At 34.2% G+C, this 26,227-nt stretch carries 28 protein-coding genes; 24 read left to right on the top strand and 4 right to left on the bottom strand.

The window, feature by feature from the left end:
• Window positions 1-842, bottom strand: an 842-nt coding sequence (gene sppA, locus J6V67_RS05105) for a signal peptide peptidase SppA (RefSeq protein WP_291859699.1), incomplete at its 3' end; no start/stop codon positions are given.
• Window positions 830-2,050: a metal-dependent hydrolase gene (locus J6V67_RS05100; protein WP_291859696.1), complete on the bottom strand. Its 1,221-nt coding sequence runs from the start codon at window positions 2,048-2,050 to the stop codon at window positions 830-832. The genes sppA and J6V67_RS05100, both read right to left, overlap by 13 nt.
• Window positions 2,051-2,139: 89 nt before the next feature.
• Here J6V67_RS05100 and aroQ point away from each other — a divergent pair, with 89 nt between their 5' ends.
• From aroQ to fliY, 9 genes are read left to right on the top strand one after another with little or no spacing between them, the layout of a single operon-like run.
• Window positions 2,140-2,607: a type II 3-dehydroquinate dehydratase gene (gene aroQ / locus J6V67_RS05095; RefSeq protein WP_291859693.1), complete on the top strand. Its 468-nt coding sequence runs from the start codon at window positions 2,140-2,142 to the stop codon at window positions 2,605-2,607.
• The gene (locus J6V67_RS05090; protein WP_291859690.1) at window positions 2,600-3,613 is read left to right on the top strand and encodes a M24 family metallopeptidase; all 1,014 of its coding nucleotides are present in this window, start codon (window positions 2,600-2,602) and stop codon (window positions 3,611-3,613) included. The genes aroQ and J6V67_RS05090 overlap by 8 nt, the downstream gene beginning before the upstream one ends.
• A complete protein-coding gene (folK, locus tag J6V67_RS05085) occupies window positions 3,613-4,098 on the top strand; it encodes a 2-amino-4-hydroxy-6-hydroxymethyldihydropteridine diphosphokinase (protein ID WP_291859687.1) in 486 nt (161 codons plus the stop codon). Before J6V67_RS05090 ends, folK begins: the two co-directional genes overlap by 1 nt.
• On the top strand, window positions 4,098-5,453 hold the full coding sequence (gene flhF, locus J6V67_RS05080) for a flagellar biosynthesis protein FlhF (RefSeq protein ID WP_291859683.1): 1,356 nt from the start codon (window positions 4,098-4,100) through the stop codon (window positions 5,451-5,453). Before folK ends, flhF begins: the two co-directional genes overlap by 1 nt.
• A complete protein-coding gene (locus tag J6V67_RS05075; protein ID WP_309543863.1) occupies window positions 5,437-6,300 on the top strand; it encodes a MinD/ParA family protein in 864 nt (287 codons plus the stop codon). Before flhF ends, J6V67_RS05075 begins: the two co-directional genes overlap by 17 nt.
• A 12-nt stretch (window positions 6,301-6,312) precedes the next feature.
• Window positions 6,313-6,657: a hypothetical protein gene (locus tag J6V67_RS05070; protein WP_291859679.1), complete on the top strand. Its 345-nt coding sequence runs from the start codon at window positions 6,313-6,315 to the stop codon at window positions 6,655-6,657.
• Window positions 6,638-7,333 carry an RNA polymerase sigma factor FliA gene (locus J6V67_RS05065; RefSeq protein WP_291859702.1) on the top strand — a complete coding sequence of 232 codons (696 nt, stop codon included), beginning with the start codon at window positions 6,638-6,640 and terminating at the stop codon, window positions 7,331-7,333. Before J6V67_RS05070 ends, J6V67_RS05065 begins: the two co-directional genes overlap by 20 nt.
• The gene (gene fliM / locus J6V67_RS05060) at window positions 7,333-8,433 is read left to right on the top strand and encodes a flagellar motor switch protein FliM (RefSeq protein WP_291859676.1); all 1,101 of its coding nucleotides are present in this window, start codon (window positions 7,333-7,335) and stop codon (window positions 8,431-8,433) included. Before J6V67_RS05065 ends, fliM begins: the two co-directional genes overlap by 1 nt.
• On the top strand, window positions 8,426-9,247 hold the full coding sequence (gene fliY / locus J6V67_RS05055; protein ID WP_291859673.1) for a flagellar motor switch protein FliY: 822 nt from the start codon (window positions 8,426-8,428) through the stop codon (window positions 9,245-9,247). Before fliM ends, fliY begins: the two co-directional genes overlap by 8 nt.
• Before the next feature lie 206 nt (window positions 9,248-9,453).
• Here fliY and J6V67_RS05050 read toward each other — a convergent pair whose 3' ends face one another.
• Together J6V67_RS05050 and J6V67_RS05045 are read right to left on the bottom strand one after the other, a co-directional pair.
• Window positions 9,454-11,532, bottom strand: a complete 2,079-nt coding sequence (locus J6V67_RS05050; protein WP_291859670.1) for a methyl-accepting chemotaxis protein — start codon at window positions 11,530-11,532, stop codon at window positions 9,454-9,456.
• 283 nt (window positions 11,533-11,815) lie between these two features.
• Window positions 11,816-12,877, bottom strand: a complete 1,062-nt coding sequence (locus J6V67_RS05045) for an LptF/LptG family permease (protein ID WP_291859667.1) — start codon at window positions 12,875-12,877, stop codon at window positions 11,816-11,818.
• A 122-nt stretch (window positions 12,878-12,999) separates the two neighbouring features.
• On the opposite strand from J6V67_RS05045, the gene J6V67_RS05040 reads away from it, so the two are divergent.
• From J6V67_RS05040 to purF, 15 genes are all read left to right on the top strand, one after another.
• Window positions 13,000-13,605 carry a VTT domain-containing protein gene (locus J6V67_RS05040; protein ID WP_291859664.1) on the top strand — a complete coding sequence of 202 codons (606 nt, stop codon included), beginning with the start codon at window positions 13,000-13,002 and terminating at the stop codon, window positions 13,603-13,605.
• Complete coding sequence (locus J6V67_RS05035; RefSeq protein WP_291859661.1) at window positions 13,602-14,213, top strand: non-canonical purine NTP pyrophosphatase; 612 nt, start codon at window positions 13,602-13,604, stop codon at window positions 14,211-14,213. Before J6V67_RS05040 ends, J6V67_RS05035 begins: the two co-directional genes overlap by 4 nt.
• Window positions 14,214-14,302: 89 nt before the next feature.
• Entirely contained in the window at window positions 14,303-15,523 is a 1,221-nt protein-coding gene (locus tag J6V67_RS05030; protein ID WP_291859658.1) for a saccharopine dehydrogenase family protein, read from the top strand.
• 50 nt (window positions 15,524-15,573) lie between these two features.
• On the top strand, window positions 15,574-15,774 hold the full coding sequence (gene rpmE / locus J6V67_RS05025) for a 50S ribosomal protein L31 (protein ID WP_086247304.1): 201 nt from the start codon (window positions 15,574-15,576) through the stop codon (window positions 15,772-15,774).
• 4 nt (window positions 15,775-15,778) lie between these two features.
• Window positions 15,779-16,594 (top strand): 16S rRNA (cytidine(1402)-2'-O)-methyltransferase, encoded by an 816-nt coding sequence (gene rsmI / locus J6V67_RS05020; RefSeq protein WP_291859653.1) that lies wholly within the window; start codon window positions 15,779-15,781, stop codon window positions 16,592-16,594.
• 192 nt (window positions 16,595-16,786) lie between these two features.
• Window positions 16,787-17,473 (top strand): 23S rRNA (guanosine(2251)-2'-O)-methyltransferase RlmB, encoded by a 687-nt coding sequence (gene rlmB / locus J6V67_RS05015; RefSeq protein ID WP_291859649.1) that lies wholly within the window; start codon window positions 16,787-16,789, stop codon window positions 17,471-17,473.
• Window positions 17,466-18,386: a hypothetical protein gene (locus J6V67_RS05010; RefSeq protein ID WP_291859646.1), complete on the top strand. Its 921-nt coding sequence runs from the start codon at window positions 17,466-17,468 to the stop codon at window positions 18,384-18,386. The genes rlmB and J6V67_RS05010 overlap by 8 nt, the downstream gene beginning before the upstream one ends.
• Complete coding sequence (locus J6V67_RS05005) at window positions 18,380-19,198, top strand: hypothetical protein (RefSeq protein ID WP_291859643.1); 819 nt, start codon at window positions 18,380-18,382, stop codon at window positions 19,196-19,198. The genes J6V67_RS05010 and J6V67_RS05005 overlap by 7 nt, the downstream gene beginning before the upstream one ends.
• A gap of 10 nt (window positions 19,199-19,208) precedes the next feature.
• A complete protein-coding gene (locus J6V67_RS05000; RefSeq protein WP_291859640.1) occupies window positions 19,209-20,417 on the top strand; it encodes an LL-diaminopimelate aminotransferase in 1,209 nt (402 codons plus the stop codon).
• Complete coding sequence (locus J6V67_RS04995) at window positions 20,414-21,679, top strand: homoserine dehydrogenase (RefSeq protein ID WP_291859637.1); 1,266 nt, start codon at window positions 20,414-20,416, stop codon at window positions 21,677-21,679. Before J6V67_RS05000 ends, J6V67_RS04995 begins: the two co-directional genes overlap by 4 nt.
• 2 nt (window positions 21,680-21,681) lie before the next feature.
• Window positions 21,682-22,020, top strand: a complete 339-nt coding sequence (locus J6V67_RS04990) for a YraN family protein (protein WP_291859634.1) — start codon at window positions 21,682-21,684, stop codon at window positions 22,018-22,020.
• Between the two features lie 174 nt (window positions 22,021-22,194).
• Window positions 22,195-22,509, top strand: coding sequence for a thioredoxin (gene trxA / locus J6V67_RS04985; protein WP_086247296.1), 315 nt, complete (start codon window positions 22,195-22,197; stop codon window positions 22,507-22,509).
• A 120-nt stretch (window positions 22,510-22,629) separates the two neighbouring features.
• Window positions 22,630-23,568 (top strand): FAD-dependent oxidoreductase, encoded by a 939-nt coding sequence (locus tag J6V67_RS04980; protein ID WP_291859627.1) that lies wholly within the window; start codon window positions 22,630-22,632, stop codon window positions 23,566-23,568.
• A 116-nt stretch (window positions 23,569-23,684) separates the two neighbouring features.
• A complete protein-coding gene (gene dapB / locus J6V67_RS04975; RefSeq protein ID WP_291859624.1) occupies window positions 23,685-24,446 on the top strand; it encodes a 4-hydroxy-tetrahydrodipicolinate reductase in 762 nt (253 codons plus the stop codon).
• Between the two features lies 1 nt (window position 24,447).
• Complete coding sequence (gene purF / locus J6V67_RS04970) at window positions 24,448-25,788, top strand: amidophosphoribosyltransferase (protein WP_291859621.1); 1,341 nt, start codon at window positions 24,448-24,450, stop codon at window positions 25,786-25,788.
• Window positions 25,789-26,227: the final 439 nt, after the last annotated feature.

Here is a 26,227-nt window from a genome sequence, read left to right as displayed (position 1 = left end):
TTTAAAGTGGTGATTATTAAATTTGTGCTTTGTTTGGCGATGTTATTTATAAATTTTTGCACCATTGGAGCTTCATACCATATAGGAGTAGCTACGCCACTTAGTATCTCTAGCTCTTTTTTAGCGCTATTTATACTCATTATACCATCTATAAGTCCTAAATTTAGAGCTTGCTGAGCTAAAAAAACTCTAGCATTTGCCCATTGTTTGCTTGAGTTTAAATCCAGCCCACGGGCATTTGCTACATCACTAGTAAATAATTCGTAGCTCTTATCTACTAAGCCTTGCAAGGCTGCTCTCTCATCGCTATTCCAGCTGCGTGTGAATGTGCCAGCCTCTTTAAATTCTCCAGCCTTTACTACTTGAGTTGAGATTCCAATTTTTTTAGCTAGTTCTTCGGTATTTGGGATTTGCATTATTACGCCTATTGAGCCAATAAAACTAGCACGATTAGCATAAATTTTATTTGCCCCAATACCAGCATAGTAGCTTCCACTAGCCATCGTTCCACTAGCATAGGCAATAACTGGTTTTAGTGTGGCTAGCTCTTTTATAGCATCACTTATAGCTACGCTTGCACTCATCTCTCCGCCTGGGCTATCAATATTTATTAACACGCCTTTTATATTTGGATCTTTGGCTAAGTCTATTTGAGTTAAAAACTCTCTTTCATCCATAATAGCCCCTTCAAGGCTAATTTCTATTAAATTTGCACTACTTTTTTCGCCGCTACTAGCTATAATAAACAGAACAATTAGTACAAAAATCATACTTTTAAAATACTCATTAATAAATTTAAAGATACCTTTAATAAAGGTAAATATACTTTTTAATAGTTGCATTTTTCTCCTTTTATATATAGCGCTTTAGCGCTTTTAGTGTGTAGTATCAGCTCGATACAAAGCTGACTTATATCACTTAGTTCAAATCCATTAAAAACTGCGATATCAGCGATATTTCCAGCTTTTAACTCACCTAGGTTTAAGCCTAAAGCTTTAGCTGGATTGGTAGTAACTGATTTTAGTGCAAATGTGGCAAATTTGCTAAGTTCTATATCGCTATGAACCATTAGGCCAGCACGCAGCTCATCCCAGATATTTAAGCTTATATTTGAGCTTAAACCATCTGTGGCAAAGGCTATGTTTATGCTATTGTTTAAGGCATTTTGTAGATTAAATTTAGAACTTAATAGACGGTTTGATACTGGGCAGCTTATTATTGAATGGAGATTTTTATCCATTAAATTTATATAATTATCAGCAAAAATAGAGTGAATAAATAGAGTTTGAATATCAGCAAAAAGCTCTATAAAAGATTTTGGCGTATAAAATGGCGTAGCATTTTTATTAAAACCTTTAAAAAATTCACCAAATTCACCGTTGCCGCTCTCAAGCCAATTTTTTTCATGTATGCTCTCCATAAAATGCGTAGCAACCATCATACCATTATCTTTAGCCAAATTTAAGGCTTTTTTGCTTAATTCTATATGTGTCGAATAAGGTGAATGTACGCTAATAGCTGGTATAAATAGATCGCTTTTTAGCTCATTTGCAATATTAAAACGCTCTAAAAATCCATTCCATTGTTGTTCTATTAAGGCAGGATTTGATCCTAAAATTTCACTAAAATATACTGTCCTAATAGGTGAATTAGCGCAGTGTAGTGCATCAATACCATAGCTAGAAATCTCTCCAATTGTGCCAACACCTGCATCTAACTGTGTGGCAATAGCGCTTTTTATAGCACTATTTTTATCATTATTTGCTAGGGCGCCGCCATTAGCGATAATGCTCTTTAGCCAGCGCAAAAAATCACCATATTCAAGTGTAGTTTTATTAGCACTAAACTCAAGATGGATATGTGAGTTTATAAGAGCAGGCATAGCAATATCATCGCTAAAATCTAAAATCTCAGCATCGTTAAATCTAGCTATTAACTCATCAAATTTGCCAATTTTATGTATGGTTTTATCAAAGGCAATTGCCCCATTTTGAACTACATCAAAGCTCTCATTACATAAAATTATAAATTTAGCTTTTAATATTTTCATATTTTTTCCTTAAAAAGCGTACATTATAGCCAAAATTTAGCCAATATTTTGTAAAATAATTGCTATGCAATTTTTTATTGGAGAAAAATATGAAAATTATGGTAATCCAAGGGCCAAATATTAATATGCTTGGGAAGCGTGAGCGCAAAATTTATGGTGTTATGACGATGGAAAATATTCATGAGCAGATGAAAGCTGTAGCTGATCAAGCTGGAGTTGGGATTGAGTTTTTTCAAAGTAATTTTGAGGGTGAAATCGTAGATAAAATCCAAGAATGCTTAGGCGAATTTGATGGAATTATAATAAATCCAGCAGCCTACACTCACACATCAATTGCTATTAGAGATGCTATTGCTTCAGTTGGTTTGCCTGTGCTTGAGGTGCATATTAGCAATATTTATCAAAGAGAAGAGTTCCGCCATAAAAGCTTAATAGCGCCAGTATGTTCAGGACATATTGCTGGATTTGGGCCAATTGGTTATCATCTAGCTATGATTGGAATGCTTCAAATTTTTGAACAAATTAAACGAATGGATACAGCATCAAATGATGCATAATTATATCTTAAAAAACGAAAACGCAGTATATTTTGAGTGCGGCTATAGTTGCGATAATGAGATTTTTATCAAATTTGGCCAGAGGGGGTTTTTTATTACCGATTCTCGCTATGCTATCGAGGCTAGGGCTGTAGCGCAAAATTGCGAAGTGATCGAATCAAAAGATATAATAAAAGATGCAAGGCTGCTTTTGCGCCGCTTTGGTATTAAAGAATTAATGTTTAATCCAAGTGATTTTAGCTATTTTGAATTTAGCCAGTTAAGTCGTGATTTGCATATAAATTTCAAGGCTAAGAATGAATTTTCAAAGTTAAAGCGACAGATAAAACGCAGTGATGAGATTGAGATTTTACGCCGTGCAGCGCAGCTTGGAGCTAGTAAATTTGATGAGCTTGCTGGAGCGATAATGGCTGGAATGAGCGAGAAGTTAATTAACTTTAATGCTGGAAATATCTTAAGAGATGGTGGAAATTTAGGTCTTAGCTTTGATCCAATTACTGCAATAAATGCAAATGCAGCCAAAGCACATGCTCTTCCACTAGATGAATGTATAAAAGATAGCGATCTGCTTTTAGTAGATGCTGGGGTAAAATATCGCCGGTATTGCTCAGATCGTACTAGAACGGTTGAATTTAGAGATGGTTTTAGCTTTAGTAAGGAGCAAAAATTTACAAATTCAAAGCAAAATGAGATATATCAGATAGTCAAAGAGGCGCAAAATTTAGCTATAAAAGCAGTAAAGCCAGGTGTTAGAGCGTGTGATATTGATGCAGCAGCTAGGGAATTTATTGCAAAAAGCGGTTATGGCGATAAGTTTTTTCACTCAACGGGGCATGGCGTGGGTCTTGATATTCATGAATTTCCAATAATTAGCCCACGAAATAGCTCTCCAGTAGAGGTTGGAATGGTCTTTAGTATTGAGCCTGGGATCTACTTAGAAAATGAGTTTGGTATACGAATCGAAGATGTCGTAGTTGTTACAAATGATGGGTGCGAAGTTCTTTAATGAAAACAATTAAAATCGATGGAGCTAAAATGTTGTTAAAAAGTGCTTATTTCCCACGCAAATTTAACAATTATACCACACATAAATATACCGCAATCATTGGTCTAGGCGGAAATATCGGTAATACCTCTATGATTTTTGATAGATTTTTAAATTTAATTTTAAAAGATAGGAGATTTGCCATCGTGCAAAGCTCACCAATGCTGGTGAATAAAGCCTTTGGTTATGCTAGCAGAGATTATATAAATGCTGTTATAATCCTTAAAACTTCCTTATATGCTAAGGAAATTTTAAGGATTATGCAGAGATTTGAGAGGCGATTTAAACGCAAACGGGAGTTTAAAAACTCACCTAGAACACTAGATTTGGATATACTATACTTTAGTGCTAAAAGCTATAATGATGAGGAATTGATCCTACCTCACCCAGGAGCTAGTAGTCGCCCAAGTGTATTTATCCCATTAGGTCTTATGAAAGGAATATGATGGCAACAGTTTTAAAGACTTTTACAGGAGAGAGTGCGATTGAAGCACTTAAGAAAGCTAAAGAGGAGTGTGGCGAGAGCGCAATGCTTGTAACAACTAAGCAAATTCAGCCAAAAACGCTAAACAAAAAGCCTCTTTATGAGATTTTAGTTAGCGTTGAAGAGGATACTCCTCAGCCAAGTCAAGAACAAAAAAAACAGGCTCAAATCAATCAAATTCAAAAACAAATTGAGGCTTATGCTCTTGGTTCAACTCAAAGCCCACGCCCAGCATCAAGATTTGAACAAAGCGGATTAAATGCTATAGATGAAAAACAAAGAGATAATAATGATATATTATTAAATATATCTCAGGTTGCTAAAGAGATTGGGAAAGTAGCAGGAGTAAGTAACGAATTAAGCGAGTATAAAAGTCCAGAATATGACAAAAAGATTGATGAAGTAGCCAAAGAGGTAAGTAAGCTAAATCAAAAAATCTCTATGATTGCTGATATGATATGGGATGATAAGGCTGAAAATCGTGATGATATAATTATTCCGCCTGAATTTTCTACCATATACAAGCTAGCCAAACAAAGTGGAATGAAGTACGAGCATCTAAAAGGTATAATGCAAGCTACAATCGAAAATATGCCATCATCGATGAAAAGCAACCCAACAACTGTAAAGAGATATTTCTACTCACTTTTGCGTAATATGTTGCCATGTAGAAGTGAAAGCTTTGACCCTAAAAAGAAAAGAATTATGATGCTAGTAGGCCCAACTGGTGTAGGTAAGACAACAACTCTCTCAAAACTTGCGTATAAATTTGCTCATGGCGGTAGCATTAGATATAAGACAGGGATTATTACTCTTGATACTTATAGGCTTGGTGCGGTTGAACAGCTATTTCAATATGCTAAGATTATGAATATCCCAATTCTTGATGCGATTGAGCCAGAAGATTTTCGCTCAGCGCTTAAGAGTTTATCAAACTGCGATGTAATTTTAGTTGATACTATGGGAAGTAGTCAGTATGATAGAGAAAAATTAACTCGTCTTAATGCATTTTTAAAAGAGTGCGGTAATCAAGTTGATGTAAATTTAGTCGTTTCAGCCGGTTCAAAAATTGATGATTTGCTAGAGATTTATAATAATTTTTCAACTTTAGAAATCGATACTCTTATAATTACAAAATTTGATGAAACAAAGATATTTGGTAATATATTTTCACTTATATATGAAACTGGTACGCCGGTGAGTTTCTTCTCAACAGGCCAAAATGTCCCAGATGATATTATGGAGGCTAAGAGCGACTTTTTGGTTAGTTGCGTTTTAGATGGATTTAAAGGAGAGGATGATGGATCAAGCAGATAAATTAAGAGAGTTAATGATAGCTCAAAAAATTAAAAAATCTACCCATTTCATCGCAGTTACTAGTGGAAAAGGTGGCGTAGGTAAATCCACAGTTAGCGCAAATTTAGCTAATCTTTTAGCAACAAATGGTTATAAAGTAGTATTATTTGATGCTGATATTGGTCTTGCGAATTTAGATGTTTTACTAAATGTTAAAATTACCAAAAATATGCTAGATGTTTTAAAAGGCGAGTGTCCGCTTGAAGATATTTTAATTAAAGTTAAACCAAATTTGACATTAATTCCTGGTGAGAGCGGTGATGAGATTTTTAAATTTAATGATCAGTTTTTATACGAAAAATTTTTAAATCAAGCCTCAATTTTAAAAGATGTAGATTTTGTTATCATTGATACTGGTGCTGGGATTGGATCTAGTACGCAAGTATTTTTAGAAGCGTGTGATGAGATTATTGTTGTAACCGTGCCTGACCCTGCAGCTATCACCGATGCATATGCGACTATTAAGGTGATTTCAAAGATGAAAAGCGATGTCTTTATGTTAATTAATCAGACTAAAAACGCAGATGAAGCTCAAAAGATTTTTCAAACTATAAAAACTGTTGCTGATAAAAATATTTCGCATAGGCTAAATTTAAATCTTTTAGGCTGGATTCCAAGTGATAAGGTTGTATCTAGAAGCATTAAGATACGGACACTTTTTAGCAGCGAAGCACCGCATTCATTAGCTACTTATCAGCTTAAGCAAGCAGCAAATAACCTCCTTGAGAAATTGGAACGGAAAGTGCTTGACACCAGTGAAGATAGAAGCTTTGCTGGCTTTTTCAAGCGTTTAGTGGAGCAGTTTTAAAAAAGGATTACCGTGAGACCAGATAATTATATAGCATTTTTTACAGTGTGTGGATTTTTTGTTGGATTGATGTTTGTCGTCGTAAAAGTCGAGGAGCCTGTAGAGTTTGTTATATATACTTTGTTGATCACATTTTTCTTTTATATTGTTATTCATATTGTGGTGATGAATTATATAGATACTAAAAGGATTGGTTTAAAAATATTTAATAAAGAGCATCACGAAGAGATTAACGACTATTTGCTTACAGAGCTTGCTGTTAGGGAGCATAGGCTAGAGACACTCATTCGTCATCTAGACCAAAAGCTCAAAAGATCAGGTAAAAAGCATGAATCCAATAAAGAAAAAGCAGCTTGAAGCCTATAAAACACAGATAAAAAAAGAGCAAGATGAGCTAGTAATCGCATATATGCCAGCTCTTAGAGCTATGGCGTGTAGACTTAAATCTCGTTTGCCAAGCTCGATTGAAGTAAGTGATTTAATAAGTATTGGTACAGAGGCTATGGTACGTCTTAGCCATAGTTATGATAAAAACCAAAATGATAACTTTTGGGGTTATGCAAAGCATAGAGTTCAAGGCTCAATGCTTGATTACCTAAGAAGTTTAGATACGCTAAGCAGACAGAATCGTAAACTGGTTAAAGATATAGATCGATTAGTAGATGAGTACTATAGCAAACATCAATATGAGCCAAGTGATGAGTATTTAGCTAGTGCGTTAAATGAAGATGTAAGCAAGATTAAAGAGGTTAGAAGCTTAAGCGATCTAACATCTGTTCTTAGGTTAGAAGATCAGTTTAATATATTAAGCGATTATGATACCGAGGCACAGATAGAAAAAGAGGAGCTAATCGAGCATATAAAGCTGGTTTTGAGCGAATTTAGCCAAAGGGATCAGTTGGTGATTCAGCTCTATTATTATGAAGAGTTAAATTTAAGTGAAATAAGCGAAATTTTAAATATCACAGAATCAAGAATTAGTCAAATTCATAAAAGATTGATAATAAAAATTCGAGAAAGGCTAGGCTTTTAATGGCAGATATTCTAAGTCAAGAAGAGATAGATGCACTCTTGCAAGTTGTAGATGATGATGGCGATAGTCAAAGCAGCGATTCATCTGAGCGTAATTTGGAAGAGCCAAAACAGGTTGTAATCTACGACTTTAAGCGTCCAAATAGGGTTAGTAAGGAGCAGCTAAGAGCTGTCAAAGGTATCCACGATAAGCTTGCAAGAAACCTTGCGTCTCAAATTTCAAGCATTATGCGTAGTATTGTTGAGATTAGGCTGCACTCAGTTGATCAGATGACTTATGGCGAGTTTTTAATGAGTTTGCCAAGCCCAACAAGCTTTAATGTATTTTCCATTAAACCGCTAGATGGCAACTGCGTTTTAGAGGTTAATCCTAGTATCGCATTTCCTATGATTGATAGGTTACTTGGTGGTAATGGTGATGGATTTGAGAGTAATAATAGAGAGCTAACTGATATTGAGATAAATCTTTTAGATGCGATTTTGCGTATTATTATGCAGCGTTTAAAAGAGTCTTGGGCAATGATTACAGATATGTATCCAAATGTAGAAGCTAAAGAGTCTAGTCCAAATGTTGTCCAAATCGTTAGCCAAAATGAGATTGTTATTATGGTTGTTATGGAGATTATTATTGGAAACTCTAGCGGTATGATAAGCTTATGTTATCCAGTTATATATCTAGAGCCAATCCTTAGCCGTTTGGCTAATCGTGATATTATGCTAGGTGAAACTAGTGCCAAAAAGAGCCGAAATAAAGAGCTAAAAACACTTATTGGCCGTGCTGAGGTATTATATGAGGCGATTTTAGGAAAGACCGTAATTAGCGTAAATGAATTTTTAAATTTAGAAGTTGGTGATATCTTGCGACTTGATCGCAATGCCGATGATAAAGCAATTGTCTGTATAGATAAAAAAGAGGTATTCTTAGCTCAAATTGGTATTCACCGCTTTAGCAAATCTATCAAGCTAGAACAGTTAATCAAAACTGATCGTGATGAGATAAAGGCTATCCTAGAGCAATATGAAGAGGAGAGAAAAGCCAAACTAATGTCATATAAAGAGCCAGAAGAAGAAACTAAAGAAGAGGATGAATACGATGACTAGATTTTTTGAAATATTTACAAATGAGTTAAGTGCAACTATAGAGGGGCTAACTGGAGTTACACCGGTAATATCTGAAGGAGCAGAGTATGATGCTCCAACTCAAAATGGTATCAAAACTCCAGCCGTAATCGCTAGCGTAACACTAAATGGCGATATAATGGGTAAGATAAATTTAGTAGCTACACCAGTTTTATTAACTGCAATAAATGATCTAATGCTAGGCGATGAAAGACCAAGTGGTAGCACGATAATTGGCGATGATGAATTAGATGCTAGCAAGGAGATATTTTCTAATTTATTAAGCGCTATGACTACAAGTCTTGGCGCAGCCAAAGATATGCCAAAGATTACATTTACAATCAATGCTGTAAAGTATATCGATGAAAATCAAATTTTAGATTTTAGCTCATTTGAAAAGTTATTTTTATACCCTGTTGAGCTAATGGATTTAAGTGAAATGATGGGTATTTGTATTGATTATTCGTTTTATAAATACTTTAATAAAACTATAGGCTCAAAAGATAAAAGCGAAAAGCATGATATTGGTGATGAGATTAAAAATATCGGGCTAATTTTGGATGTGCGTTTGCCAATCCGTGTAAGAATTGGCTCAAAAAAGATGCTGCTAAAAGATGTATTATCAATGGATATTGGTTCAGTTATAGAGTTAAATCAGCTAGCTAATGACCCACTAGAAGTATTAATAGGAGATAAGCCAATTGCGCTTGGTGAGGTTGTTATCGTTGATGGAAACTTTGGCGTACAGATTACTGAAATTGGCACTAAAAAAGAGCGCTTAGAGCAGTTAAAATAGATTAAATTTGATTGCTGCGTATATTTAGCGTGGCAATCTTTTGAGATTTAAAATAATTCACCTACTATTTAAAATGACTTTAATCTAAAGATTCTTAATCAAAATATCTAAAATTTATAATTTAAATTTAGTAAATCAAAGCAAATTAATAAGACTATTTTAAAGATTTTATAGTTTAGGAGAGGACGAACCTCTCCTTAAAGATTTTAGAATTTCTTTTTATTTACATCATCAAGGATGTTAGCTGAAATTTGATTTACCCTAGCGGTGATAGTATTTGTATCATTTGCTACAGTAACATTGTCTTGAGTAACGCTTTCTAATTGGGCGATAGCTTCATTGATTTGAGCGATACCTTGAGTTTGCTCTTTTATAGATTCACTCATTTCAGTTACACCTTGAACTAATACATTTACATTTACTTCGATTTCGCTTAGAGATTTACCAGTTCTTTCGGCTAGTTTTCTAACCTCATCAGCAACAACAGCAAATCCTCTACCATGCTCACCAGCACGAGCGGCCTCTATGGCTGCATTTAATGCAAGTAGATTTGTTTGGTCTGCGATATCTTTTATTACGCCTACTATGTTTTTGATATCTTCTGCTTGTCTAGCTACTTCAGTTGTTCTATCATTTACGCTACTCATAGAGCTTGATATCTCTTCTATAGCTGCGGCTGATTGCTCTAGTGAATTTGCTTGAGCGTTTGAGCCATCAAATAGCTTTTGCATTGACTCTTTTAGACTTTCAGTTTGTCTAGCTAAGTCTTGAGCATAGTTTGCTGATGAGCTTAGCATTTTTCTAATCTCTTCACCTAAAATATTTGTAGTAGTCTCTACATTACCTTTAGCACCTGAGACTTGAGTGGTAAAATTTAGATTTTTATATGATTCAAATACTCTATGAATCTCATTCATATTACCACCGATTTTAGCCTCTAGTACATTTAGCATATTATTTAGTACATTTTTAAGCTCGATTAGCTGAGGGTTATTTGGGTTTTGTTTTATTCTTACTGTTAGATCGCCATTTTCTACAGATTTAGCTGTGCTAGCAGCTTCACTAATAGTCTCAGCATCTTTTTGTAAACCTTGTTGAGTTTTTAATATATTTGAGTTTATAGCCATTGCCATTTGCCCAATTTCATCATTTGATGTAGGTGGTATAGTATTTGGCGCACGCTTTTCTTCGTGGTTGATATATTTAAAGAATGCTAAAAGCAGTCTAGATAGACGGTCAAGTCTAGCTGTAACTAGTCTATTAGTAATCACATAAACACAAATAAGAAGTATAATAAGCACTACAACTGACACCCCAATAATCTCATATACTAAAATAAGCATTGGTTCTTGAATCGCATCAAGTGGTGCATTGACAAACATATACCAAGTTCCAAGTTCGCCAATAGTAAATGGAGTGATAATCGCCTTAGTAGCTTCACCATGGATTGTATAGTATTTATTAATAATAGTGGTTCGTTTATTTTGGATCGCTTCTAATGCTAGTTTGGTTGTAGGATTAGTATTAAACTCGCCTAGTTTTTTACCCCAATACTCTGGATTATGGTGGGTAGCTAGTCTAGATTCTGCGCTTAGGATATAGCGTACATCGCCTTCAAATAGACTAAATTCTTTATTATCTAGATATGTAGTCATATATTTTAAATTATACATATAGCCTACTACACCAATTAATTTGCCATTATTTATTAATGGATATGCGATATCGGTTGCAAATATATCATTTCCATGTATATTATAGTGTCTAGGCTCACCGATTGTAGGTTTTCTAGTTGTTAGAACATCTTTAATAGATGTATCAGCTAGGAATGCTTCCGTAGTTTTATACACCTCAATTCCATTTTTAGCATTACGATTTGTATCTATTAAAAATAGCGCAAAATGATTATCTCTAGTCATATAATCACTATTTTTAAAGCTATCATTTGGATCTAATAGATAGATGTATGCATACTCAGCGTAGTTAGATGAGTCAAATGAAGTGCTTAAATCATCTATGGTATCTTGCATATTAGCATGATGAGAGCCAAGGTCAAAGCCAATAATATTAGCAGTTGATTCAGTTAGCGAGTCCATCTCTTTTAATATAGTAAGGACATGCTCAGCATATCGGTGACTAGCTTGAGTCAGAGTGATGTCAGACTCATGCTCCATCACCTTTGATACATTATTGCCAATGAGTATAGTAAGGACAGTTAAGCCAACAAAAACCACGGCACCAACAATTAGTGATATTTTGGCACCAACTTTAAGATTTGAGAACATGATAAACTCCGTTGTATATATGTATTTCAATTAGTATTATAGCCTAAATTTGTGATTTTATAGGGGGGGGTAGAGCAAAAATTTACAAATTTACTAGTATTTATTTTAGTTTGATTAGGTTTAATTATATTAAATTTAGTAGTATCATTTTTAATTATAATAAAGCAATAATAGAGCAAATATATAAACTTTCTTTATTATATAATTTTTTAAAATATATTTTATTTTTTTAGCAAAATTTATAAATTTCAACTCTAAATTGCTATGATATAAAATAGATATGTTACCTATGTTTATAAAACTGATATCCAGCAAATAGCATCAAAATAATAACAGGCAAAATAATGCCAATCTCAGCAGCAATAGCGCCATTAATGCTAAGACGAATAAGCAAAAATAAAACACCCCAAATACAAAGCGAAACAAAAATCGCCCCAAAACTAGCAATAGCTAAGCTAGCAAAACGCCCAGTAACAGGCATATAATAGTACAAAATCAGCACCATAAATGGGGCAAAAAGTGGGAAAAATATCATTGAATATAGTACAGATTTTATCTTAGCAATGTTTATGTTTTCATTTTTAAGTGTATTTATGGAGTCAATAGCATCAATGATGGAGTAGAGATTGTCTTTATTTTTGATATTTTCTATTATGCGTGGGCGGAAGCTATTAGCTATTACTATCTCATCGGCATAGCTACGCTCTAACCCTGTAGCACCTAGGCTTAAATTTTGTGGAATTTGAGTTATATTATTATCTTTAAGCGTCCAAGTACCGTTATTATAGCTAGCCTCTTTGGCAGTTATTTGAGATATGATTTGTGAACTATTCATATCAAAAATTCTGACATTTTGGGCAAGCTGCTTATTGCCAAGGAGTTTTTCGATATATATAAATTTATTTTCAAAGCGTAAAAATATCCATTTAGTTGAGCGATCAAAGCTTTGAAAATCTTCTAAGGATTCTTGTCTTTCTTTGGCATAGGCAAACTGCGTGCAGCAAAGCCCGATATATCCAAAGCTAATAAGTAAAGTAATGGTAAAAATAGGCGTTATAAGGCGGTTTTTACTAATTCCTAAAGCATAAAAGCTGACTAATTCATTGGAGCGAGTTAGGTTAATCATAGTGACGATTAGGGCTAGGACTATTGAGATTGGCAATACATAATTGATTGAAATCAATGCAGTTAGACTAACATAAATTAGCTGTAAATTTGCACTACTTGGGAGATTTTTAAGATTTGTAAGAGTATCAATAACTACATAAAATCCAATCAATGAGACAAATATAATAAAAAAATATTTTACATAAATAAAGGCACTATACCTAGCAAAAAGCTTCATCAACAATCCAAATTTAGTATTATAATGATTTAACAATGGGTTGAATTCTATCTAAATATACCTAAATATTTTCAAAATTTAGCAAAAATTTGGATAAAATTACGCTTTTAAAAGAGAAATTTATGATTAGATTGATTTTATTTGGCGTTTTTATGCTTTGTTGCGTGGCAGTTTTATGTAGTATAAATCAGCGTGATTTGATAAATTTAATGGGCGAATTTAGCAAATTTGATTGGGTGATTTATATTGGGTGCTGGGCGATTTTGCCAGTATTTTTATTTCCTGCTGGAGTGCTAGCTCTTGGTGGTGGGGTAATTTTTGGCTTTTGGGAGGCGCTTAGTGCTACGATGATTGGCGTGGGAATAAACTCAGCTATTATGTATTTTATCGCTTATTATTTTAGCTCTGGTTTTGATAGGGGTAAATTTGAGCAAATTCGGACTAAATTTTGCAAAGATGAGTTTTCTTTAGTGTTGCTTTTGCGACTCATTCCGCTAGTGCCATATAATATTGTAAATTATATGGCTGGGGTGCTGAGGTTTAATTTTGTTAAATTTATGGCTGCTAGTGTGATTGGTAAGCTAATTAGTGCGATGTTATTTATAAATTTGGGTAGTAATTTGACTAATTGGCGTGAGTGGGAGTTTTGGCTCTCTTTGGCGCTAGTACTTTGTATGGGCGTGGGGGCATTTTGGATTAGAAAAATTTTAAATAGGAGAGTTGGATGAAGATAGTTTTAGCAACAAATAATATGGATAAAGTTAAAGAGATTAAGGCGTATTATACTGAATTTGAAGTAGTGGCACTTGGGGAAATATGCAAGCCGTTTGAGATAGAGGAAAATGGGGTGAGCTTTTATGAAAATGCGATGATAAAGGCTCGTGCGGTTTATGCTAGGATTAAAGAGCTTGGCTTAGAAAATGAGTATATAGCCTTAAGTGATGATAGCGGAATAAGCGTAGATGCACTAGATGGAAGACCTGGAATCTACTCAGCTAGATATAGCGGAGAGAGTGCAACAGATGCAAGCAATAGAGCAAAATTAATCGCAGAATTAGGTGAGCTTGGGCTGAGTCAATCAAACGCATTTTATACAGCATGTATTGGGGTTTGTTCTAAATTTGGCGAGTATGGTGTACATGGATTTATGCATGGCAAGGTGATAGATAAAGAGCTTGGCGATAATGGATTTGGGTATGATTTTATGTTTATTCCTAGTGGCTTTGATAAGACCGTAGGGCAGCTTGATGAGAGTGTAAAGCTTGAGATTTCACATCGCTCTAAAGGATTAAGATTAGCTAGGCCAGTGCTTAAGGTGCTAAGTAGGTATTATTAAGCAAATTTCTTAAATTTAATATTTAATCATAAATGAGTTTTAGCTAAATTTGGCTATAATTACTAAAAATTTAGATATAAGGATGGAAAATGAGCCATATTTTAATCATTGGAGCTGGCGGTGTAAGCCAAGCAGCTACAGTAAAATGTGCGATGAATTCGCAAGTCTTTACTAAAATTACTCTAGCAAGTCGCACTAAAAGCAAATGCGATAAGATTGCTAAATTTATTAAAGAAAATGTAGGCGTAGATATCGATACAGCCGTAGTAGATGCTGATGATACGGCTGCTGTTGTAGAGCTTATTAAAAATATTAAAGCTGATTTATTGCTAAATGTTGCACTTCCATATCAAGATCTTACGCTTATGGACGCATGTAGCCAAACTAAAATTCCATATATAGATACAGCAAACTATGAACACCCAGATACGGCCAAATTTGAGTATAAGCTTCAATGGGCTAAAGATGGCGAATTTAAAGCTGCTAATACTATGGCGCTTCTTGGTAGTGGGTTTGACCCAGGTGTTACTAATGTATATTGTGCTTATGCTAAGCAGTATCTATTTGATGAGATTGAGTATATTGATATATTAGATTGTAATGCTGGAGATCATGGCTATGCATTTGCTACAAATTTTAACCCAGAGATAAATCTAAGAGAGGTTAGCGCAAAGGGTAGATACTATAAAAATGGTGAGTGGATTGAGACTGAGCCAATGGAGATAGGATTTAGCTGGGATTATCCAAAAATTGGGCCAAAAGATAGCTATTTACTTTACCATGAAGAGCTTGAGAGTTTAGTAAAAAATATCCCTACTCTAAAGCAAATTCGTTTCTTTATGACATTTGGTCAAAGCTATTTAACTCATATGAAATGCTTAGAAAATGTAGGTATGTTACGCATAGATGAGGTTGAACACAATGGGGTAAAAATCGTACCAATTCAGTTTTTAAAGACACTTTTACCAGATCCTGCAAGCCTAGGCGCTAGAACTAAAGGTAAAACAAATATAGGCTGCGTAATTACTGGAACAAAAGATGGCAAACCAAGAAAAGTCTATATATATAATGTATGTGATCATGAAGAGTGCTACAAAGAGACAGGCGTAGGCGCAGTAAGCTATACAACAGGCGTTCCAGCTATGATAGGCTCTATGATGGTAGCTAAGGGTATTTGGAGTGGAAATGGCGTATTTAATATGGAAGAATTTGATGCTAAACCATTTATGGATGAGCTAAATAAACAGGGCTTACCATGGGAGATAATCGAAATGGCTCCAGATGAGACTAGATTAATCAAGGAAATTTAAGCCAAATTTAGATAAAATCTCAACTTTTAAATTTAAAATAAGGAAAAGCAATGAAAAAAGATATACATCCAGAGTATGTTGAATGCACAGTTAGCTGCGCTTGCGGTAATACATTTATTAGCAAGTCAAACAAGCCAGAAATCAAAGTCGATATCTGTAATGCTTGCCATCCGTTCTTTACAGGTAGCGAAAAAATCGTAGATAGCGCTGGTCGTGTAGATAAATTCAAGAAAAAATACGGAATGAAATAATCTTTTGCTCTACTTTCTTCCTACGCCAATTGGCAATCTAGATGATATCTCAAAGAGATGCCTGGACATCTTGAACCTTTGTGATATCATCATTTGCGAAGATAGTAGAGTGACAAAATCTCTTATAAATCTTTTAAATTCAAAATATAATCTAAATATAAATCCATCTGAGTTTTACTCTCTTCATACTCATAATGAGAGTGAATTTTTTGCTAAATTTGAAGCTAAAAAATTAATAGAAAATACTGTAGTATATGTAAGTGATGCAGGAATGCCCTGCATTAGCGATCCAGGTGTTTCTTTGGTTGAATTTGCGCAACAAAATGGAATAAATTACGAGGTTTTAAGTGGAGCAAATGCAGCACTTTTAGCCGTAGCAGCAAGTGGGATAGTCAAGAAAGAATTTAGCTTTTTAGGATTTTTGCCAAATACTGGCAGAGATAGAGAGCTAGCTATACAAAATGCGCTAAATTTGACTTATCCAGTAGTGATATATGAATCACCAAAGAGAGTCTTGCAGCTGGTTGAAGCTATTGCAAAGCTAGAGCCTAAACGGGAGATTTTTGCTATTAAAGAGGCTACTAAGAAATTTGAAGCCAAATTTAAAAATAGTGCTAAAAATCTAGTTGCTATTCTTAAGAGTGCAAATTTAAAAGGTGAATGGTGTATAGTAATTGATGGTTCAAAAAATAGCCCCCAAAATACTATAAGCGTAGCTGATATAAATGAATTAGACATTCCTCCAAAACAAAAGGCCAAACTCCTAGCCAAGCTTACTGGTAAAAGCGTAAAAGAGGTATATGCCCAGTTAAATGGGTAATTTTAGGATAAATTTATATAGATTATTAAAGCTTTATTAGAAGCGATCTTTTGTAAAATAGTATTTATTGTATAAGATTATTTTATTAATCATAAGAAGCTTCTTAACAATGATAAATATAATTTTACAAAAATTCATTTTTTTTGCTAAAAATAAGCTAAAATTTAAGGGCTTTTAGATACCATAAGCGCTATGATTATCTATGGAAAACAGCTATTTTTACATTTGTTAAAACATCATAAAGACAAGCTCGAAGAGATATATCTAGCAAAAGAGGTTCAAAAAGATATATTTAACCAAATAGCAAAAGTCGGCCTAAAAATACAAAAAGTCGATAATCAAAAAGCCCAAGCGCTTGCCCGTGGAGGCAATCACCAAGGCTTTTTAGCAAAGGTAAAAGATTACGAGTTTGCTAATTTAAATGGGATTAAAAAGTCTGATTATTTAGTGATTTTATATGGTCTTAGTGATGTAGGAAATATTGGTGCTATAGTAAGGACTGCTTATGCATTGGGTGCTGACGGTATAGTTATAGTAGGTAAAAATGAGAGCCTAGCAATGCAAGGAGTAGTGCGTGCTAGTAGCGGCGCAGCGTATGAACTACCAATTGCTTTATGCACTGATGGGTTAAGCTTTATAAATGAGCTTAAGCAAGTTGGATTTAAAATTTATGCAGCAAATGCTGGAGGCAAGAGTACTAAAGAATTTGAATTTGGACCTAAAACTGCTTTGATTATGGGTAGCGAAGGCGAGGGAATACCAAATAAGGTATTGCAAAAATGCGATGAGAGTCTAGGCATAAATATGCGCAAGGACTGGGATAGCTTAAATGTCAGTGTGGCGTTTGGAATATTATTTGATAGGATTATAAATGGCTAATGGTATAGAAAAACTTTTAGAAATGGATTTAAAAGAGGTAACTAAGCACACTCATATCGAGACTGAGTATCTAAGATATATGTGTGAAAAAAATTTTGAAAAACTTCGCAAATTAAATGCTTCTGGTTTTGCTAAGATTTTAAGCCGTGAATACGATATGGATTTACAAGGCTGGATTGATGAGTATAACGAGTATTGTAAAGAACATAATGGTGATGATAATACAGGTTTTACAGTAGCGCCAAAACTTCCAGCATATACGCCAAAAACCGATAATAGTATGGCTTTAACAGTGATTTTGGTTGTAGTATTAATCATAGTAGCACTAGTTTGGGTAGTTAAATTTACAAATATTTTAGATAATATAGAGTTACCAAGTTTTGATAAAAATCAAAGCGTAACCTACTCAGCAAATGCCGTAGTAGAATCAGCTAAAGAGAATTTAGAAGCAATTAGTCAAACAATAGAAAAAGTGGTTCAAAAAGATGAAAATATCACTGCTGAATCTAATCAAACTCAAATAGACTCAAATTCAACTTCTATAGAGACCAATGCAACCACAGAGCTAAAAACTCAAACTCTAAATATAGAAACTACAAAGGTAGAAGTACCACAGATTACAGCACCAACCAATGAAATTGCTAAAATTATTCCAACTAAAAATGTATGGATTGGTATTAAAGATATTGATGGTAAAAATAAAAGATTTCATACAACTAAAAATCCTATCGACCTAAATTTAAGTACTGATCAACTAATTCAAACAGGCCACGGCGAGCTAATTTTAGAGATTGATGGGGATCAAAAGAAATTTAGCGTTCAAAAGCCATTAAGATTTGTAATTCAAAATGGCACAATTAGAGAGTTAGAGTATGGCGAATTTGTGAAACTAAACAAAGGTTCTCAATGGTAAGAGTAGCGTTTCTATTTTGCGTTTTTGCTTTTAGTTGTTTTGGATTTGATTTACAGAGCAATATCAAAAGTATAATTTCAGAGCAAAGTTACGCTAAAAATAGAGATAAAATCGAGCAGATATTTGCTGTAGAGTCTGATTTTATTGATAGTAGGGGTAATCCAAATTACGCTAAAATTACAAATACTTTAAGAGTAAATTCGCTCTTAAATCTTAGTTTTTCTTTGCCGGTGAATTTAGAAATTGCCTTTTATAGTCCAAGTTCTGATATTTTGCTTTTTAAGAGCGTATCTGAAGCTCTTAAAAATCTTGGTTATTCATATTTTTTGAGTAAGTCATTAAAGACCGATACTCAAGGAATAGTTTGGCAAATATCTATGAATTCACGCTTTTTGCTAGATCCAGGTGCGATTTATAGAGAGCTTGGAAAAAATCAAATTTATATAAAAGATATTAATCGTGATGGTGAGTTTAGTTTTACTTATAGTATTGATGCTAGCAAAGCTGTATTATCTACACATCAATATATTAGTGATAGCGAATTTGACCTTGCAAAGCCATTAGAGCCATATTTTTTAAATATTAGTGGCAAAAGCGAGGCTTTAATAAAAAGCTACGCTTCTGATAGTTGGATTTGCGTTATAAAGGTACTTGATAGGGATCTAAATTTGATTACGCAGATTAAATCAGATAAACCAGAAAAAGAAGTATATATCAAATTCCCGCCAAATTCATACTATATGCTAATTGATGATGCTTTTAGCTTAGAAAATATTAAGCGTGGATTAAAAATATATATAAAATCAAATTAAGGAGTTGTTTATGTTTGATGAGATTAGATTTAACACTATTGAGAGATTGCCAAACTACGCATTTGCCGAGGTCAATGCGATTAAGATGGCAGCACGTAGAGATGGGGCTGATATTATAGATTTTTCGATGGGAAATCCAGATGGTAGAACACCACAGCATATTATAGATAAATTATGCGAGAGCGCTATGAAGGATAAAACTCATGGTTATAGTGTTAGCCAAGGTATTTATAAACTTCGTGTTGCGATATGTAACTGGTATAAAAGAAAATATGGCGTAATACTAGATCCAGAGACCGAAGCAGTCGCAACTATGGGTAGCAAAGAGGGGTTTGTGCATTTAGTTCAGGCTATTATTAATCCTGGTGATGTAGCTATTGTACCAGATCCAGCCTATCCTATTCATACTCAAGCTTTTATTATAGCAGGTGGAAATGTTACTAAAATGCCACTTATTTATAATGCAAATTTTGAAGTAGATGAGAATAAATTTTTTGAAAATTTAGAACATGCTATAGAAGAGAGTATTCCAAAGCCAAAATATGTTGTAGTAAATTTTCCTCATAACCCAACTACTGTAACTTGCCAAAAGAGTTTTTATGAGCGTTTAGTAGATATGGCTAAGCGTGAGAGATTTTATATCATTAGTGATATTGCTTATGCTGAGCTTACATTTGATGGATATAAGACACCTAGTATTTTTGAAGTAGATGGTGCAAAAGATGTAGCTGTAGAGTGTTATACCCTGTCAAAATCATATAATATGGCTGGTTGGCGTGTTGGTTTTATATGCGGAAATAAAAAGCTAGTTTCAGCGCTTAAAAAGATAAAATCATGGTTTGATTATGGTATGTTTACTCCAATTCAAGTAGCAGCAACTGTTGCACTTGATGGCGATCAAGATTGCGTAGAACAGATTAGGCAAACATATGAAAGACGCAGAGATACGCTTATAGAGGCTTTTAGTGCTGCTGGTTGGGAGATTGCAAAACCTAGAGCTAGTATGTTTGCTTGGGCAAAATTACCACCGCAAGTCGGCAGTATAGGAAGTAAGGAATTTGCTAAACAGCTATTGACCAAAGCTTGCGTAGCTGTTAGCCCTGGTGCTGGATTTGGCCCTGCTGGTGATGAGTATGTCAGAATTGCATTTATAGAGAATGAAAATCGTATTCGCCAAGCTGCTAGAAATATCAAAAAATATTTAAAAGAAGTCCAATGAGAGTAGCGATATTAGGTGTTGGGACAGTAGGAACTGAAGTTGCCAATGTGCTCATTAAAAATAGCGATCTAATCGCCTCAAGAGCTGGGGTTAATATTACTCCAGTAGTAGGTGTAGTAAGAGATTTATCAAAACATAAAGACTCAATAATTCCACTAACTGATGATATAGATAGTGTTATAAATAGAGATGATATTGATGTATTTATCGAACTAATGGGCGGAATTGATAAGCCTTACGAGATTGTAAGTAAGATTTTAGAGCGTAAAAAGGCTGTAGTAACAGCAAATAAAGCATTATTGGCTTACTATAGAAATGAGCTTGAAGCACTTGCTGGTGATACAGCATTTGGATATGAAGCTAGTGTAGCTGGCGGGATACCGATTATAAAAGCTTTAAGAGAAGGATTAAGTGCAAATCATATTCAAAAGATTATGGGCATAATGAATGGTACGAGCAACTATATCTTAACTAGTATGATGAGTAGCGGAGTGCAATTTGACGAGGCGCTTAAAAAGGCTCAAGAGCTAGGATATGCCGAGGCTGATCCGACATTTGATATAGGTGGATTTGATACAGCACATAAATTACTTATATTAGCTAGTATTGCCTATTGCGTGCATGCTAAGCCCGAAGATATTTTGATTGAAGGTATTAGCCAAATTAGTAGCGAGGATATATATTTTGCTAATGAATTTGAGTATGCTATCAAACTTTTAGCTATTGCTAAGCGTGACGAAGGTACTTTAGAACTTAGAGTTCATCCGGCATTTATTAGCAAAGATAAGATGCTAGCAAATGTAAATGGCGTTATGAATGCTGTAAGTGTTGTAGGTGATGCTGTTGGAGAGAGTTTATTTTATGGTGCTGGTGCTGGTGGGTCTGCTACAGCAAGTGCAGTTATTAGCGATTTGATAGATATTGCTAGAGAGATTAGAAATCCTATGTTAGGGTATAAGGCTCCATTAGAGTCTGCGCCTTTAAAACTTCTAAAACCTAGCCAAATTAGAACAAAGTATTATCTAAGACTAAAAGTAGCTGATGAGGTTGGAGTCTTGGCTAAGATTACAAATTTAATGAGTCAAAATAATCTTTCAATTGATAGTTTCTTGCAAAAAGCAAAAAGCAAAGATGAAGGATGTGCTACCTTATTTTTTACTACGCATACTTGCTTAGAAGCTGATATGCTAAAAGTTATTAATAGTTTAGAAAATGAAAGTTTTATCAAGGCTAAGCCATTTATGATTAGAATTGAGGATTAAATTTGGGTTTAGCGGAGTATCTTTTTGGTCATGAGGCTGAGAAAACTGCAGCTAAATTTTTATCAAAAAATGGCTATAAGATACTCGATTTAAACTATAAAACCAAATTTGGAGAGATTGATATCATTGCTATGCGTGATTCAACTCTTCATTTTATCGAGGTTAAAGCCTCAACTAAAGATTATCAAACTATCTACAGAGTAACACAATCTAAATTAGAAAAGATCATAAAAGCTATAGATTTTTATATGCTAAACTCAAATTTAAATTTACCATATCAAATCGATATAATCTGCATAAATAATCAAAATATAGAATTGATAGAAAATATTACATATTGATTAAATTTCTTCTTTTATTTTTTTAAAATTTAATAATTAATAAAAATTATTAACTTTTATATTTTATAATAAGTCTTGATTTGATGAAGTCTGAGTTACCTAAAATTATATTTGTTAGTTTTAGTTTAACTTTTTTGATGTATAATTTTATTGTAAAACCATAAAGGAGAAAAAATGGGTAAATATATCGATTTAACAGCTGAAAATTTCAATATTGCTAAAGAGGGCGTTGCTCTAGTAGATTTCTGGGCTCCATGGTGCGGACCATGCAGAATGCTAGCTCCAGTAATTGATGAATTAGCTGAGGAATTTGATGGCAAAGCAAAAATCTGTAAAGTAAATACAGATGAAGTTCAAGATCTAGCCGTAGAGTATGGCGTACGCTCTATTCCAACTTTACTATTCTTTAAAGATGGAGAGATAAAAGAGACACTAATCGGTGCTCAATCTAAAGCTGCAATCGCAGATAAAATTAACTCACTTTTATAATTCAATGGGGCTTTTGCCCCTAACTCGCTTCAAATCAAATCATACTTTAGAATAAATTTATTTTTATGTAATATATCTATAAATATTATATAGATATAAATTTTAAAATTAGGAGTAATCATGTTAGATGTAGCTATAATTGGTGGTGGTCCAGCAGGTCTTAGTGCAGGACTTTATGCTACTCGTGGTGGGTTAAAAAATGTAACAATGTTTGAAAGAGGTATGCCAGGTGGCCAAATTACAAGTAGTTCTGAAATGGAGAATTATCCAGGTGTAGCTACTGTGATGGATGGTATGAGCTTTATGGCACCATGGCTTGAACAATGTACTAGATTTGGCTTAAAACATGAGATGGCTGGCGTAGAAAAAGTAACCAAAAATAGCGATGGAAGCTTTACTATCGTTTTAGAAGGCGGCAAAACTGAGCAAGCTAAAGCAGTAATAGTATGCACTGGTTCAACTCCAAAAAGAGCAGGATTTAAAGGTGAAGATGAATTTTTTGGCAAGGGTGTTAGTACTTGTGCTACATGCGATGGATTCTTCTATAAAAATAAAGAAGTAGCCGTCTTAGGTGGTGGAGATACAGCAATTGAAGAGGCTGAATACCTATCTAGAATTTGCTCAAAAGTATATTTAATTCATCGCCGTGATACATTTAGGGCTGCTCCAAGCTCAGTTGAAAAAGTTAAGAAAAATGAAAAAATCGAGCTAATCTTAAATGCTGGTATTGAAGAGGTTTATGGAGATAGCACTGCAGGTGTAAAAGGTGTTAAAATAAAATTAGCCGATGGTAGCATTAGAGATTTAGTAGTTCCTGGTATCTTTACTTTTGTTGGTTTAAATGTACGAAATGAAGTATTAAAAGATGGTGATAATTTTATTTGCGATATTTTACCAACTGGTCAAGTAAAAGTAGATCTAAAAATGCAAACATCTACTCCAGGTTTATTTGCTGCAGGAGATCTAAGACAAGATGCTCCTAAACAAGTAGTTAGCGCAGCTGCTGATGGTGCTGTAGCCGCACTTAGCGCTATGAGCTATATTGAGAGCTTGCATTAATTCTTAAACCACTTGCTTTAGCGAGTGGTTCTTTTATAAATTTCAATTTACTTATATCAAATTTTTATCTTTTTTTAGCTAAAATAAAATCTTAATTTATCCAAAAAAGGGCGATGATGATTCGTATAGGTTTACACGGTGCAAGCGGCAAGATGGGAAGCGAGATAATCGCAAATTTAAAAGGGCTTAGCAATGCAAAGTTATCAGTAGCATATACTATAGAGCCTATGAGCGTAGATGATGGTGTGATAGTAACTGATAAGTATGATGTTTTATTTGACAATAGTGATGTTGTAATCGATTTTAGTATCGCAAGTGCATCGATAAATCTTATAAATTATGCCAGAACTAATCCAAAGCCATTAGTTATAGGTACTACTGGTCTAGGCGATGAGGGCGCTGAGCTAATCAAGCTCGCAAGTGCTACAATGCCAATACTTCAAGCTACAAATATGAGCTTAGGAGTAGCGGTGCTAAATCGCTTAACTGAGATTGCCAGTAGAGTACTAAGTGATTTTGATATCGAAATTTTAGAGATGCATCATCGCAATAAAGTAGACGCTCCAAGCGGTACAGCATTAACACTTGGTGAGCATGCTGCAAAGGGTAGAAATTTGAATTTAGCAAATGTAAGAGTAAGTGGCCGTGATGGAATGATAGGAGCTAGAAGCAAAGATGAGATCTCTGTTATGGCTTTGCGTGGTGGCGATATTGTTGGGCGTCATACAGTAGGATTTTATAATGATGGCGAATATATTGAACTAAATCATACTGCCACAAGCAGAGCGACATTTGCTAAAGGTGCGATAAAGGCTGGAATTTGGCTAGCTAATAAAGAGCCAAAACTATATACAATTTATGATGCTTTAGGAATATAATATGTGTGCAATAGTTGGAGTTATAAATTCAAAAGATGCGGCAAAAACAGCTTATTATGGGCTGTTTTCTATGCAGCACAGGGGTCAAGAGGCAAGCGGTATAAGCGCAAGTTATAATCACCAGATTAAAACTATTAAAAATAGGGGTTTAGTAACTGAAGTTTTTAATAGTGATAGCTTTGCTGTATTAGAAGGTCAAATGGCTATTGGTCATAATAGATACTCAACTGCTGGTAGTGATAGCGTATTAGATGCTCAGCCAGTAAGCGCAAAGTACTCTTTAGGCGAGATTAGTATTGTTCATAATGGAAATTTGATTAATAAACATGAAGTTAGAGAAAGATTAATAGAAGATGGTGCGATCTTTCAATCAAATATGGACACAGAAAACATCCTACACCTAATAGCAAAAAGTAAAAAAGAGAATCTTCAAGACCGCATTATTGAGGCATTAGGGCAAATTGTAGGCGCATATTGTCTATTAATTTTAAGCCGCTCAAAGATGTTTGTAGTGCGTGATCCATACGGAGTTAGACCGCTTAGCATCGGACGATTAAAAGATGGCGGATATATCGTAGCTAGTGAAACTTGTGCCTTTGACTTAGTAGGTGCAACATATGTAAGAGATGTAGCACCTGGAGAGATGATTGTATTTGAAGAGGGTAAAAGTGCATTTAAAAGCATAGATTTATTTGAAGCTAAAGATTCTAGATTGTGTGCATTTGAATATATATATTTTGCTCGTCCTGATAGTATGATAGATGGTAAAAATGTATATCAAATTAGAAAAAAACTAGGAGAAATTCTAGCTGATAAATCTAGCTGTAAGGCTGATTTTGTTGTACCTGTACCTGACTCTGGCGTTCCTGCTGCTCTAGGATATGCAGCTAGAAGTAATATACCATTTGAGATGGCTATAGTAAGAAATCACTATGTAGGTAGAACTTTTATAGAGCCAACTCAAGAGATGAGAAATCTAAAAGTCAAATTAAAATTAAATCCTATGAGTAGCGTATTAGAAGGTAAAAGCATTGTGGTTATTGATGATAGTATAGTACGTGGCACTACAAGCAAGAAAATAGTAGAACTACTACGCAATGCAGGAGCTAAAGAAATTCATATGAAAATTGCAGCTCCAGAGATTAAGCACCCGTGTAAATATGGTATAGATACACCAAGCTATGAAGAGTTAATAAGTGCTAGAATGGATGCTGATGAGGTGTGTAAATTTATTGGGGCAGATAGTTTGGAATTTTTAAGCATAGACGAGCTAACTCGTGGGCTTGGTAATGAGCGCAAATATTCACTTGTAAGCTTTGATGGCGATTATTTTATAAGCTAAATTTATCTATATACTTGTTTTGATAGCGTTTAATTTTGCTTTGCGATTAGGCAAAATGTTAAATTTATTACAAGTATCATATTTTACTTTTATTTCACCCTAGCACAACCCAATCTTGCTAGGGTGAATCCAATGCTAAAATCTAAAATTATCTATAAACCAAAACCATTAAATTCACTCTTGTCCCCTAGCCAACCTACTAAATTTTCTAAAATCCACTAAACAAATTACACCCCCATAATATTTTAATATTTCACCAATTCTAATCCAAATCCCACTATAAAAATTATCAAATACCCAAGTCATAAATCTACAATATCTAATCTAAATTTTATAAATTTCTCAAATTTATTAAAAAATTTGCAATATTTTATTCAAATTTATCAAAATCCCCCCCCCCATATAAACTTTTTAATATTTGGTTCGATATAATAAAAAC

This window comes from Campylobacter sp. (assembly GCF_017646085.1).
Lineage (GTDB): Bacteria > Campylobacterota > Campylobacteria > Campylobacterales > Campylobacteraceae > Campylobacter.
Note: the sequence above shows the minus strand (reverse complement) of the source record. Positions and strands in the feature narration are given on the sequence as shown.

Excerpts from the sequence above, each read along its gene's own strand:
- J6V67_RS05100 (WP_291859696.1), bottom strand. The coding sequence starts at position 2,050 with ATGAAAATATTAAAAGCTAAATTTATAATTTTATGTAATGAGAGCTTT.
- aroQ (WP_291859693.1), top strand. The coding sequence starts at position 2,140 with ATGAAAATTATGGTAATCCAAGGGCCAAATATTAATATGCTTGGGAAG.
- J6V67_RS05090 (WP_291859690.1), top strand. The coding sequence starts at position 2,600 with ATGCATAATTATATCTTAAAAAACGAAAACGCAGTATATTTTGAGTGC.
- folK (WP_291859687.1), top strand. The coding sequence starts at position 3,613 with ATGAAAACAATTAAAATCGATGGAGCTAAAATGTTGTTAAAAAGTGCT.
- flhF (WP_291859683.1), top strand. The coding sequence starts at position 4,098 with ATGGCAACAGTTTTAAAGACTTTTACAGGAGAGAGTGCGATTGAAGCA.
- J6V67_RS05075 (WP_309543863.1), top strand. The coding sequence starts at position 5,437 with ATGGATCAAGCAGATAAATTAAGAGAGTTAATGATAGCTCAAAAAATT.
- fliM (WP_291859676.1), top strand. The coding sequence starts at position 7,333 with ATGGCAGATATTCTAAGTCAAGAAGAGATAGATGCACTCTTGCAAGTT.
- fliY (WP_291859673.1), top strand. The coding sequence starts at position 8,426 with ATGACTAGATTTTTTGAAATATTTACAAATGAGTTAAGTGCAACTATA.
- J6V67_RS05050 (WP_291859670.1), bottom strand. The coding sequence starts at position 11,532 with ATGTTCTCAAATCTTAAAGTTGGTGCCAAAATATCACTAATTGTTGGT.
- J6V67_RS05045 (WP_291859667.1), bottom strand. The coding sequence starts at position 12,877 with ATGAAGCTTTTTGCTAGGTATAGTGCCTTTATTTATGTAAAATATTTT.
- J6V67_RS05040 (WP_291859664.1), top strand. The coding sequence starts at position 13,000 with ATGATTAGATTGATTTTATTTGGCGTTTTTATGCTTTGTTGCGTGGCA.
- J6V67_RS05035 (WP_291859661.1), top strand. The coding sequence starts at position 13,602 with ATGAAGATAGTTTTAGCAACAAATAATATGGATAAAGTTAAAGAGATT.
- J6V67_RS05030 (WP_291859658.1), top strand. The coding sequence starts at position 14,303 with ATGAGCCATATTTTAATCATTGGAGCTGGCGGTGTAAGCCAAGCAGCT.
- rpmE (WP_086247304.1), top strand. The coding sequence starts at position 15,574 with ATGAAAAAAGATATACATCCAGAGTATGTTGAATGCACAGTTAGCTGC.
- rlmB (WP_291859649.1), top strand. The coding sequence starts at position 16,787 with ATGATTATCTATGGAAAACAGCTATTTTTACATTTGTTAAAACATCAT.
- J6V67_RS05010 (WP_291859646.1), top strand. The coding sequence starts at position 17,466 with ATGGCTAATGGTATAGAAAAACTTTTAGAAATGGATTTAAAAGAGGTA.
- J6V67_RS05005 (WP_291859643.1), top strand. The coding sequence starts at position 18,380 with ATGGTAAGAGTAGCGTTTCTATTTTGCGTTTTTGCTTTTAGTTGTTTT.
- J6V67_RS05000 (WP_291859640.1), top strand. The coding sequence starts at position 19,209 with ATGTTTGATGAGATTAGATTTAACACTATTGAGAGATTGCCAAACTAC.
- J6V67_RS04995 (WP_291859637.1), top strand. The coding sequence starts at position 20,414 with ATGAGAGTAGCGATATTAGGTGTTGGGACAGTAGGAACTGAAGTTGCC.
- trxA (WP_086247296.1), top strand. The coding sequence starts at position 22,195 with ATGGGTAAATATATCGATTTAACAGCTGAAAATTTCAATATTGCTAAA.
- J6V67_RS04980 (WP_291859627.1), top strand. The coding sequence starts at position 22,630 with ATGTTAGATGTAGCTATAATTGGTGGTGGTCCAGCAGGTCTTAGTGCA.
- dapB (WP_291859624.1), top strand. The coding sequence starts at position 23,685 with ATGATTCGTATAGGTTTACACGGTGCAAGCGGCAAGATGGGAAGCGAG.
- purF (WP_291859621.1), top strand. The coding sequence starts at position 24,448 with ATGTGTGCAATAGTTGGAGTTATAAATTCAAAAGATGCGGCAAAAACA.